Origin of the sequence: Agrobacterium sp. rho-13.3 (assembly GCF_033957765.2) — a bacterium.
Taxonomy (GTDB): Bacteria; Pseudomonadota; Alphaproteobacteria; order Rhizobiales; family Rhizobiaceae; genus Agrobacterium.
The window spans coordinates 49,073-60,567 of the sequence record NZ_CP192780.1; the positions used below are offsets into that span (position 1 = coordinate 49,073).

An 11,495-nucleotide genomic window follows, 5' to 3' on the forward strand; every position below is an offset into this window, starting at 1 on the left:
CGATACTGAGCCATTCATGACCGCTCTTGCGACCGTCGAACTCATTCCAGTCGAATACCTCGTGAGGGAAATCCGCACCGCGGGCCTAATGGTTTCAGCTGGTTTCCCATCTCCCGCAGGAGATGACTTAGAAGATCCTGTTGACTTGATCGCGTGGATAATACGCCACGAACACGCAACTTTCTGGTATCGCGTGAGCGGCAATTCTCTTAGCCGCGCTGGCATTCTTGACGGCGATTTCGTTGCTATCGACCGAGCAGGAAAGGTGCAGCCAGGTCGAACCGTCCTCGCCCTTTACAACGGCGACATGCTCTTGAAGGTTTTGACCCGTCGGGATGGCCGACTTTGGCATGAAGCCCGCTCCGACGAACACTATCCGCCGTTGCCTGTGCTCGACAGCACAGAGATTTTCGGCGTTGTGGCCGGGATTGCTCGCCGCTATCCGGTCGAGTAGAGCCATGGCCGAACCCATCGCCCTGATCGACTGCAATAATTTCTACGTCTCATGTGAACGGCTTTTCGATCCACGCTTGCGAGAAAAGCCGGTTGTCGTCTTATCAAACAACGATGGATGCGCTGTAGCCCGCAGCAACGAGGCAAAAGCCCTTGGCATCGCCATGGGGGAACCCGCGCACCATTTTCGCGAGAAAACGAAGGAACATGGCATCCGACTGTTTTCTTCAAACTACACCCTTTACGGTGATATATCCCGTAGGGTAGCGGCGACGATATCCGAGTTCTCACCGCGAACAGAAATCTACTCGATCGATGAAACGTTCGTAGACCTGTCTGGCTTTGGCGGACGGATGCTCGACCATGCCGCCGAGATGCGGGCCGTGGTGCGACAGAACACCGGAATTCCTACATGCGTAGGGATAGGACCGACGAAGACCATGGCGAAATTCGCCAACTTTATTGCCAAGAAAAACCCGGTTTTTGATGGCGTGGCCGACCTCATGAATACCGAGATTGCGGCCTATTGTATGGCTCGCACCGATGTTTCAGAGGTGTGGGGCGTGGGATCGAGGACAACGGCAAAACTGCGTGAGATTGGGATAAACACTGTCGCGCAGCTGCGCGACATGCCTTTGCCACTCGCCCGCAAAATTGGGACCGTCGTTCTTGAGCGTACCGTATCCGAATTGAACGGCTTGCGATGCATCGACATTCAGGACGTGGAACCGACCCGTAAGGGGATGGCTGTCACCAGATCGGCGGGCAGCCCGATGACCTCCCTTGCCGTTCTGCAACAGGCCGTCACGGCCCATGCGACCCGAGCTGCTGAAAAGCTCCGCGATCATGGCCTTGTCGCCTCCCATATGCAGGTTTTCTTTCACACGAATCCGCACAATGGCAGCGCCCGCGACAGCACGTCGAGAACAGCGCGGCTTTCGCCGCCGTCGAGTTCGACATTTGCCCTTGTCGGCACTGCTTTGGCTTGTGTTGCCCGAGCATGGAAGGGTGATCCGCAGGGGAACGGTTTCGCCTACACAAAGGCGGGCGTGATCCTGGACGACCTTATCCCGGCCGAGCTGGCCCCTGTCGATCTATTTGCACACGAGCAGGAGCGATCGGGACGGCTTTCCGCTGCGCTTGATGCCGTCAACGATCGATGGGGCAAGAAGACGCTTATTCTCGCGTCAGAGGGCTTTAAACAGCCCTTCGCGACTAAGGCGGACATGCGAAGTCCCCGCTATACGACGAAGCTTGCCGATCTGCCTATCGTGCGGACGTAATCCGTTCTTATTCGCCGGCATGCTCGCCCACTAACGCGTCCGACCTCCGCCCCCGCGCTCTGGCCCCGTAATGCCTCTCTCACCGCTTTCAGGCGGCTTGCCAGCGTCTCGGTCCAGCCCCACAGTTTTGCTCTGTGAATGGTCTCGTATCTGTTTTGCAAGAAGACTGAGATACATGTCACGCTGAAATCTTGGCTCCGGTATCGATTGCGCGAAAGCCTCGACCTTTAACGCCAGTTGTCGGTCAGCAACGCTGGTACTACTGGCAAGCTCACGAGCTGCCGCCCTATAGACCATCTTCACCCCTGCATTCTTCGTCTGCGCCGCTTGCTCCCAAGGACGCTCTCGCGCTCCCTGCCCTTCCCTGCGTGCCGCGCCTGATGTCCGTGCGCCGCCTCGGGCAAGTTCTTTGTAAGCCTGCTCCATTGCCCGTTTCTCGTTGCGTGGGGTAAGCCCACGCGCGCGCATGTGTCTAAACTCCTGTCGGTCTGACTTCATACTGCGCCCGCGAGCGAAGCGAGGCGTAGCCTCAGCCTCGATCCCTCGATGCCGCAACGCCTCGGCAAACTGCTCCCGATACTTTGAAAGCACGGCCTTGCCGGGATTGAATGCTCTTCCGTTATGCTGCCTACCTCGAACGGTGACATGTGCATGCGGATGATTTGTATCATCATGGAATGCAACCATGACATCAGCTCGCGAACGAATTTCCTTGTCTACGAAGTCGCGCACCGCATCGCGAAATTGCGACCTGTCCACTCCGGGCGGCATCGACAAAACCATATTCACAGAAAGTGACGTTTTCCGCACCTGATGCTGCCCTTTGTAGACAACCTCATCATCGGCCCAATCCGCGTGGAGGTCCCGAACTGCTTCCTTCCCCATCATCGGGCCATAGTCGGTTTCGGCTTCGACCTTACCGTTTCGCGTGATGTAATCCATATGTTGCTTAAGGTGGTCGCCATCCTTGGTTCGGCCTGAAATCTTCACCATGACCTCTGGCGCTTTCGAAACAACGCGAGCAAGCTTAGCCTTGGTGTCAGGGCTCTTTTTCAGCGCCGCCATAAGCTGTGGCAACTGGTCCCGATACATCCGCATTTGACCATTGCGAAGCCAAGCCGCTGAAACGCCGATCCCCTTGTAAAAGTCGTCGTATAGGGCGCGAACCTTGGGGTCATTCTTCATTCTGTTCACCCTCCCAGGTACGGACGTTACCGCGAGCCATTAAGTGGAGCGCCGTGAGCGCCTTAGTCACTTCATCACGGGCTGCGTCAACTGCACGTGCATCTACCGAGAACGATCCGCCCTCCCTACGAGCCTCATTCACAGCGCGGGTGATTTGGTTCAAATTCACGCCTACCTTCCGGACCTGATTAACCAGTGATCGAAGTTCATGAAGTTCGTTTGCTGAATACTGAGCGCCAGCCCCCAAGCGAACGCGCACAACAGAACGCAGCCACTGCGAAGGCTTCATGCTTCTCGACGCCGCCGCTTTCCTCACCGCCGCAACTTCGTTCTCAGAAAGCCTCACTGACAGGTGCACCGCCCGACCCACTGGGTCCGGCAACGAAATGGAAGTCGACTTCTCCGCCTCAACTGCCATCGAAACAAGCCGACGCAGCAACGCGGACTTGCCGCCGTGAGCCTTAGCCAACGCTGAAAAGCGTTCTGCAATGTCGTCTTCAACGTGGGTGCTTAAATGCTTCATAATCGATGTTTGCCAAAACTCAGTCGCGTTAGCTATCCTGCACTAGAATACGAGATAAGATAATAGTTTGTTCAAGCAAACTCAAGCTGAATGGAAGGGTCTCGCTTCGCGAGTCATTTTGCGAGGGCTGCGCCCGAACAAGGCAAGGCGCTCTCCAAGGGTTAACCCACAGAAGCCGCTTGGATCGGTCCCTACATGACAGTCTCACCCGCACAAGGGACGCTGCGCTTCTGCCCTTGTGCGGCCTCCCCTGCCCTGTTGATCGGGACCTGCGCGGCTCCGAGGGTTAACCTGAAACAAGGCGCAAAAGAAAACCCGGCACAAAGGCCGGGTTTTTCAATCAAGCGTGCTCTAGCAATCAAGTGTAGATGGTGATCCGGTCATTGGGTTGGAGCTTGAAAAGCAGGCTGTCGTATTTGACCATGATCACAGGGGCGATAAGACCCATTGCAAGTCCAATGGCGACAGCGCCCGCAAACATGCCAAGACCAAACTCGCTTCCTCGATAGGCGTTCGCGTACCATAGCAACGCGGGCATCAGGACAACGCCGCCAACCCATCCCGCAACCGTCACAAAACCGCATACGAGTGTAATAGGGCCGCGAGCGAACGTTAAAAGCTTCCATGCTGCCATACGCAGCGCCCACATCGTAGCACGCGCTGAATACACCAATGAACGCTTAATCCCGTCGAATACACGACCCATGATCTAACTCCTCTAATCCACGCGGATTATCTCGAATATCTCCAACTCGCTCAAAGCGACTTCTCTAATGCTCGAACCGTTATCGAAGGAAACGGTCCCGAATTTTGAACCTTGCTTTGCTGGCTCAGCCAACAGCAAATGTCCAAAATTGTCCCCTACTTTAACGATAACTGCATGTGTAACACCACCCCTCGACCTTGGGGATGAATTTGCGGTTGGTTCTTTGCCATCGCTTGCGGGGTCTACGGGCGGCTTCGGTCCACGGCTTTCATCGCCATCGACCTCCGCACTGTTTGAACCCGTTTCAGAAGATGGCGTTGCCAAAGGCGCACCTGCTCCGCTTTTGAGCGATTTCGCAAATTCGATGGCCTCGCGCTGAGTGATGTTTTCACGCGATGCGATAAATGCCTCTGTAGCCTCGGCATTCAGCAGATAGGCTTTGTGAAGCTCATAGGCTGCACGAATACCAAACCCCTCCGAGCGCTCCTGAATAGCTGGAGCCATATCAAAGAAATCTACGTATAGCGAAACCCAGGCACGAGGCTTACCAAGTCCTGTTGCGATAGCCGCTGGCTTCACGCCCTTGGACAATTCGCCGCTTACGAATAGCGCTATGTCGTGATGCGATAGCGCTTCTCGCTGAATGTTCTCGACCATCTGGTCATAACCATCGCTGCTTTCTACGCGGATGATTGCCGGGATCGTCTTGCGCTTCGCAAGCACCGAAGCGCGGTAGCGCCGAGCACCCATGACTATGACATACTTGCCATCCTTGTTTTTTGGACGGACGATGATTGGCTGAAGTACACCGCGCTTTTCGATCGATTCCGCAAGCTCACGCAACGGCTCCTCTTCAAAAGAACGCCGTGGCTGATCCGGGTCTTCTATAACCGTTTCGATTGCGAGTTCGGTCTTACCAGCTGCGGCCGCTTTCGTTTGTGCCTTATCCGTATCCAGCGCCGTCAACGTGTCAAAGCCGGAGAAATCAAGTCCTTCAAAGGTGTTCTTGCTCATGCCCAAATCCGCCCTTCAATTTTTTCCATCAACTCACGCATTTCTTTCCCTGCGGCGCGAGCTGCTGTCTTCGTATCCTTCCAAACCGGCTGCTTGTTTGCAGCGGTATCCGCATAGCCCTGTCTCTGGTGCAAGACGGCATCAAACAGGAAACGATGTCCAAACTTGTCGATAAGGTCCTTCAAAAGGTCCTTCTGTGCAGGCTGATTGGCTACATACTCGTTCGGCAGGATGCCTAGGAAATCCAGATCAGGATTGAACTGCTTCTTAGCGCCGACGATGCTCTGAAGCACGCTTTCAATCCCCTGAAGAGAGTAGCCTTGGAGCTTGATAGGAGCGATGACGTGCGTAGCGAAGAGTAACGGACCAATTGAAAGCGCATTCGCAGCGGGCGGCGTGTCGATAATGCAAATATCGTACCCCTCTTCCGCCCGGAGAATATTTTCTCTGAGTTGCGGGATGCCTAGCTTCGGATCGGTAGCGTAGTCTTTAAGCTTTTCATCGGCTGCTATCGTCGCCACCCCCGGCGCATCCATGCCGGGAATATCCACCGGCCCCGCGCATAGATCGGTGCTGGTGAGCGACAAAAGATTGTCTTGAATAGTACGCGACGCGTTGCGCTGCTCGTCGAGTTCAACAAGCAGAACGCGGCGCTTCTCTGCGAAGTACCAAGCGGCATGGCAAGCGAGTGTGGTCTTTCCCACACCTCCCTTTCGATTGGTAAATTCTAGGATTTTCATAATGACCTTCCTGAACCATCAGGCTCATATAATTCGGCGCGACGAAATCTCTCGAATTGAATAGCGGATCGCGCATAAAAAGGGAATCGTCCATCACCTGAAATGGAAAAGTTTGCTTGAGCAAACTTTACTTCGATAGCGGGCGGGATCGGCTCAATCGGACGCGGAAGCCGCCCAGCGGCCTTCCAAACAAGCGGATGCGATTTTCAGAAGCGGTTCTCCCGCCCTCGTAGACAGGGTCGAGAACAGGAACCACGACGCTGAACAATTCGCTAACCTCGGAGGCCGTATGCGTCATACTGGTAATTCTTCCAGCCTTATCAACGCTGAAAAGAATGATCTTACCGACGAAAATCTGGTTATATCCGTTGGCTTCAACAAAGCTGTGAACGCCTTTAAGCACTGCGTTCTTGTCCGAAACGATCCGAAACCCTTCGGGAAGATCGTCGCCAATGGTAAAGATGCACTCAAGGGTGCGGTTCACATCAACTTCAATTCTTTCCGTCGCCATCGTAACGGTCACAACGGTGCATTCTTTCGGATCGATAAGAAAAGCGGCGATTGTCGCGCTATCTTCTGACACATCGAACATTGTCGTTCTCCAACTGTGAAATGAGAATTGCCAGCCGGATCAAACCGAGAGCCAGTCGAGGGGGAGCTACGCCCGTCTTGCTCGTCCTGATCCGGCTGGATGGCCGGAGCAACAATCGCTGCTCCGGCAGAACCGTTATTCAGCAGCGACTGCGTAACCGCTGTCTGGTGCCTGTTCCTCGGCATCATTGGCGACGTTCGGCGTAATCATGCACTCAGGCATGTAAGACGTTCCGGAAATCTCGGCTTCCGTGCGATGAACTGCCTCATGCTTCGGCAACTTCTGCATCGCTGTAACGCGGTCCTCCGCAATCCCTTGACTGCGCATGACGTTACCCATTGCTTTCTTCGAAAGGCGGTCGAGGAAACTTGCGTCCGGCGTCCACCACTCCGCCATATCAAGACCTACTGCCTTCGCAACATCATCTGCATGCCTTACTCGGCCATCCTTGCGGCTGTCATGGCGATAACGGATGGCATTGGTGTTCGCAGCGGAAACAGTCGCCAAAAGGTCGAGAAGGGTTGTCACGTCTTGCTCAATCAACCAATCCCAAAGGATACCCGGCTCGTGGGGCAGGTTGCGCTTGACTGCCTCAAGGTGCTGCGACCACTCCAAATAAGCCCTGTGACTGGATGGGTCTTGGATAGCTCCTTCGAGGGTTTTGAATTCACCACGAAGCTCAACAGCGCTCAAAATCGAGGGCGAACCGTATTCGGTCGGATAAAAGGCGCGAACAAGCATCGGGTGCAGTATCGCCGCCAATGAAACGGCTGGATTACGGGTCATTTCAACGCGTAGCGCAGCGGTTCGGATTGCTGTGAGTTCTTCGATCAAGGCGGCGGATAAGGTGCCTGTGTCGCTGCTATCCTCCTGATCCTGCTCTGCAACTAACTCACTTCCAGCGTCAAGCGGTTCAGTACCTCGCAGCGAGAGGACGGCTGACCAATCCTCTTTGCGCACCCAACCTTTCATGACTTTGGCTGTACCGTTATAGTCAACGCTGACAAAGCATCCAGCCAAGGCGAGTTCGTTAGGATCATATGAAAACAGGCTTTCGCGGATCGCTTCCTGTCGTTCCTCAATAGCCTCCAAGCGCTCCGACGCTGCGGAAAGTTCTTCCTCTGTACCTGCATCCGCGTTCAGCATTTCGGCAAGTTCATCGTATTCCGCCGCCAAGCGCTTCTGTTCTTCTGAAATTTCCTCGCTTGGCTCATGGTGCCGTGCGTGGATGCGCTCGAAATCGCCACCGATATGCGCGTTGCCTTCAATATCCGGCTCGGCCCAAAGCCAGCCTTCCGCCTTCAATTGTTCCGAAAGCGCTGCAAGCTTGTCGCTGGCTAGACGAACCAGCAACGGGCGATCTGACAAAAAGCTGTCTTCATCGTCAGAGAACAGATCGGTGACGATATCGCCTCCTGCTTCTTTGTAAGCATCCACGGTGACGAAACGCGCAAGTTTGTGATCGCCGCGCACCTGCTCCTTCGACAATGCTTCACGCAGCACATGTGGCTGGCGCTGCCAAGAATACTCAGTGTCGAACCAAGCCTTGTTCTGCGCCTCGTGGTCGTCAGACAGGGCAAGGGCTTCCGCCTGTTGCATCGTGATTTCGTCGGCTCTCATCGCTTCAAGGACGCGCGGCGACAAATGCGCGAGCTTCAAGCGGCGGCGAACGGTCATATGAGACATTCCAAAACGATCACCAATCGCTTCCGGTGTAAGACCGTCATCGTTCAGTTTTCGGAACGCTTCAATTTCGTCAACCGGATGCATCCGCTCACGCTGCATGTTTTCGGCAAGCGAGATTTCTGTATCGCTCTGGTCTGCCAGTACGTGGCAAGGAATTTGAACATCACTTTCAAAGCGACCTTCCTTCACCAGAACACGCAGTGCTGCGAGGCGGCGCGCGCCAGCAACAACCTCAAACTTTCCGCGTGAGCCTTTCCTTACCGTTAGATTTTGAATGAGGCCGTGGGCGTCAATGCTATCAGCCAATTCACTGATGCCGACCTGAGAATTGGTACGACGTACGTTGTCTGCACTCGGTACGAGTTTGGACAGGGCAATGTGTTCGATATTGGTAACAGTCATGGCAAAAGCTCCCTTTTCGCCTGTGGGCGAGGCCACCGCCGTTTGCTCCGGCGAATGACCTCCTGTCATTCACCGGAGCGAAGGGAGGGGGGCGAAGACCCCCGAGTGTCCGCGGGAGGAACGCTCAAGGGGTCGGCGCCAGGGAAAAACGGAAGGTTCGGCGCGCAGCGCTGAAAGCCGATTTTCTCTGGCGAGGCCGAAGGCCGATCCGACGCGCAGCGCGCTTGCCCCTTGAACGGCTCCGAGCGGGGGCGCTTGGGGCGAAACTGACGAATGAAGAGGGGAGGCGGGCCTGTTGCCCGCCTGCTTTGTGAACTTGCGCGCCTGCGCGCTCCATCTAATATTATCCGAACAAACCCTGATGCTGGATATCAGCGCGGATCCTCGCGTGAGGGATCGTTACCCGCATGGGACGAAACCGCTTGCGGGTTCGGGTCGCGCAGCGACTAGAGCCCGGTCCTGAAGGGACACGCCCATAGCCTTTCTTCAAAAGCTTGGAAGCTGGTGATTTCCGATACTCCGGAGACAATTCGCGATCTTTAACTGCTGCAAATGATGCCGACCTGGCGCGGATAAACCGGGGGCGTTAGCCCCCGGTTCCCCGCGTTAGCGGGGCTTCTTGCTCCACTCGCCGCCGACTTCAATTTTGGCGATGAGGGGGATGGAGAGGGTCAGTTTGATTGTGAAGCGGCCATTCTTCACGACGGGCTTGATGAGCTTGGCGATGTAAGAGCGGATGCGACGGCCAGTGCGGGCGAGGAATTTGAAGGTTGCGTTCATGTGTAGCTCCTTTCGGTGTCTGCGTTGATTGCAGGTCAAAGGTGGCCCTCGGCGTTGAGCGCTGTTGCACCCCTTGGGGCCGTAGCGAAGCGGAGGACTTTGATCGGAAAGTTTTTTGGAGCGGCTTCAGCCGCGTGCGCGAGGAGCCCGCTTGCGGGCGGGGAAAAAACTTTTTGAGCAAAGTTGCAATGGCGCGGCCGAGGGCCAAACTGACCTGAAATCAATCTACGCAGACACCGAAAGGAGCGGTGGGCGCTACCGATCTCGCCCGCACTGGCCGTCGCATTCGCTCGCCGGCAGGCTCGCACGGAGGGTGGCCGCTTCACAATCAAACTGACCCTCGGCCCAACGCCACGATGTTCGGGAAAGATGGTGCAAGAAGCCCCGCTAACACGGGGAATGGTATCGCTGCGCGAAAGCGCACCATCATTGTGCAAGCGAAGCGCGCGAGGCTGCACGCCAGCCGGAAGACATCAATGCGGGCGGGTTCGATGCCCGCCCGCATTGATCGCGGCTCGGATCAAGCTCCCCCGTTGATCCGCTCGATCAACTCGTCAATTTGCTCGGATGAAAGTGGCGTGAAATCGCCACCATCGCAGGCAATGTATTCAAGGTCATCCGGTCTGCAGGCGGTGCGCTGCCATAGTCTCAAAGCTGCGAGAACGGTAGAATGCTCAAATCTGTCCAAATCGACGCCGACGCGGTGAAGGGCCATGAAGAAATCCATATCTGTGAAGAAAGGGAAAGGCGGCTCGACAAGCCGCCCCGTGTTCCTAAATTGACGCCTTGCTGCCCTTAAGTTCGGCCATCTTCTGTGTCAGTGTCCACAGCGCTCTGTTCAGCTTAACATCCTGATCTATGCCTTTAACCTCACGCGTTTGAACGCGGCGAGGGCGGCCATTGCCATCACGGGTAAAGCCTCGTAGTCCGCCGCGTACCGCATTTTCTTGGACCACATTATATGTCATCCAAAGATCATTGGAGACATCGGCACGGCGGCGCGGGGCGAGCATCTGTTCAGGTTTTATCGCACTGTTCACCTCGCCTTCGGTATCCGCAAAGCGGAGCATATGAGCGGCTTCCGCGAAAGCTTGCCGCTCACCGGCATCAAGCTTGACGGTGCTCCATTCCGTAGGTGCAACGAGCGCTTTTTCCGCCTCCCCGAGAACGCGGTATGTTCCTTCGATCACCTTACCTTCTACGTCGCCGCTGTGCCGTACCTTGATGCTATCCACCGTGCCGGTCTGTGCCACGAGCGAATTGAGGGCACTGAATACGGAATAGTCCAGCCATCAGTTCATACGCGGATGTTCCATCATTGGCATTCTTGAGAAGAATTTCGCAGACGGTATCACCAACGCGAAACTGCCGGGGATCGTCGATCCGACGGAGACGGATCAAATGTTTTGTGAACTCGATTTTCGATGCATCACGCGTGCCAGACTGCTTGGCACCAACCGGTACAAAACCTTCTTTCGTCAGCGCTCGCAGAATTTCGATTGTAGGGATCGGCTGGAAGCGATCCGAGCGACTATCATGCGCTGCGGTCGCGAAAATAGACGGCGCGTGACGGCGCAATTCATCTTCCGACATTGCACGGGCGGCATCAAAGCGGGCGGTGCTTGCATATACGGACATTGTCATTCCTTCCTATCGCCTGTGGGCGAGGCCACCGCCGTTTGCTCCGGCGAATGACCTCCTGTCATTCACCGGAGCGAAGGGAGGGGGGCGAAGACCCCCGAGTGTCCGCGGGAGGAACGCTCAAGGGGTCGGCGCCAGGGAAAAACGGAAGGTTCGGCGCGCAGCGCTGAAAGCCGATTTTCTCTGGCGAGGCCGAAGGCCGATCCGACGCGCAGCGCGCTTGCCCCTTGAACGGCTCCGAGCGGGGGCGCTTGGGGCGAAACTGACGAATGAAGAGGGGAGGCGGGCCTGTTGCCCGCCTGCTTTGTGAACTTGCGCGCCTGCGCGCTCCATCTAATATTATCCGAACAAACCCTGATGCTGGATATCAGCGCGGATCCTCGCGTGAGGGATCGTTACCCGCATGGGACGAAACCGCTTGCGGGTTCGGGTCGCGCAGCGACTAGAGCCCGGTCCTGAAGGGACACGCCCATAGCCTTTCTTCAAAAGC

At 55.9% G+C, this 11,495-nt stretch carries 13 protein-coding genes; 2 read left to right on the forward strand and 11 right to left on the reverse strand.

The features are described 5' to 3' along the window. The first annotated feature begins 16 nt into the window (after positions 1-16). Together RMR16_RS27280 and RMR16_RS27285 are read left to right on the forward strand one after the other, a co-directional pair. Positions 17-454, forward strand: coding sequence for a LexA family protein (locus tag RMR16_RS27280; protein WP_320188775.1), 438 nt, complete (start codon positions 17-19; stop codon positions 452-454). Positions 455-458: 4 nt separating this feature from the next. Continuing rightward, positions 459-1,736 (forward strand): Y-family DNA polymerase, encoded by a 1,278-nt coding sequence (locus RMR16_RS27285; RefSeq protein ID WP_320188774.1) that lies wholly within the window; start codon positions 459-461, stop codon positions 1,734-1,736. A gap of 30 nt (positions 1,737-1,766) precedes the next feature. Here the strand turns inward: RMR16_RS27285 and RMR16_RS27290 are convergent, their stop codons facing one another. The 11 genes from RMR16_RS27290 to RMR16_RS27340 all read right to left on the reverse strand — a co-directional run bounded on the left by RMR16_RS27290 (position 1,767) and on the right by RMR16_RS27340 (position 11,002). Next, on the reverse strand, positions 1,767-2,921 hold the full coding sequence (locus RMR16_RS27290) for a relaxase/mobilization nuclease domain-containing protein (RefSeq protein ID WP_320188773.1): 1,155 nt from the start codon (positions 2,919-2,921) through the stop codon (positions 1,767-1,769). Further along, complete coding sequence (locus RMR16_RS27295) at positions 2,911-3,444, reverse strand: plasmid mobilization protein (RefSeq protein WP_320188772.1); 534 nt, start codon at positions 3,442-3,444, stop codon at positions 2,911-2,913. Before RMR16_RS27295 ends, RMR16_RS27290 begins: the two co-directional genes overlap by 11 nt. Before the next feature lie 358 nt (positions 3,445-3,802). Then, the gene (locus RMR16_RS27300; RefSeq protein WP_320188771.1) at positions 3,803-4,150 is read right to left on the reverse strand and encodes a hypothetical protein; all 348 of its coding nucleotides are present in this window, start codon (positions 4,148-4,150) and stop codon (positions 3,803-3,805) included. 12 nt (positions 4,151-4,162) lie between these two features. Then, positions 4,163-5,116: a ParB/RepB/Spo0J family partition protein gene (locus tag RMR16_RS27305; RefSeq protein WP_432355612.1), complete on the reverse strand. Its 954-nt coding sequence runs from the start codon at positions 5,114-5,116 to the stop codon at positions 4,163-4,165. A gap of 44 nt (positions 5,117-5,160) precedes the next feature. Next, on the reverse strand, positions 5,161-5,904 hold the full coding sequence (locus RMR16_RS27310; protein ID WP_320188769.1) for a ParA family protein: 744 nt from the start codon (positions 5,902-5,904) through the stop codon (positions 5,161-5,163). A gap of 127 nt (positions 5,905-6,031) precedes the next feature. Next, complete coding sequence (locus RMR16_RS27315; RefSeq protein ID WP_320188768.1) at positions 6,032-6,496, reverse strand: hypothetical protein; 465 nt, start codon at positions 6,494-6,496, stop codon at positions 6,032-6,034. A 135-nt stretch (positions 6,497-6,631) separates the two neighbouring features. After that, entirely contained in the window at positions 6,632-8,584 is a 1,953-nt protein-coding gene (locus RMR16_RS27320) for a ParB/RepB/Spo0J family partition protein (RefSeq protein WP_320188767.1), read from the reverse strand. A 606-nt stretch (positions 8,585-9,190) separates the two neighbouring features. Next, positions 9,191-9,364, reverse strand: coding sequence for a hypothetical protein (locus tag RMR16_RS27325; protein WP_174048592.1), 174 nt, complete (start codon positions 9,362-9,364; stop codon positions 9,191-9,193). A gap of 520 nt (positions 9,365-9,884) precedes the next feature. Next, positions 9,885-10,079: a hypothetical protein gene (locus RMR16_RS27330; protein ID WP_320188766.1), complete on the reverse strand. Its 195-nt coding sequence runs from the start codon at positions 10,077-10,079 to the stop codon at positions 9,885-9,887. 58 nt (positions 10,080-10,137) lie between these two features. Beyond that, a complete protein-coding gene (locus tag RMR16_RS27335; RefSeq protein ID WP_320188765.1) occupies positions 10,138-10,617 on the reverse strand; it encodes a DUF932 domain-containing protein in 480 nt (159 codons plus the stop codon). Then, entirely contained in the window at positions 10,592-11,002 is a 411-nt protein-coding gene (locus RMR16_RS27340) for a DUF932 domain-containing protein (RefSeq protein ID WP_320188764.1), read from the reverse strand. The genes RMR16_RS27335 and RMR16_RS27340 overlap by 26 nt, the downstream gene beginning before the upstream one ends. Positions 11,003-11,495: the final 493 nt, after the last annotated feature.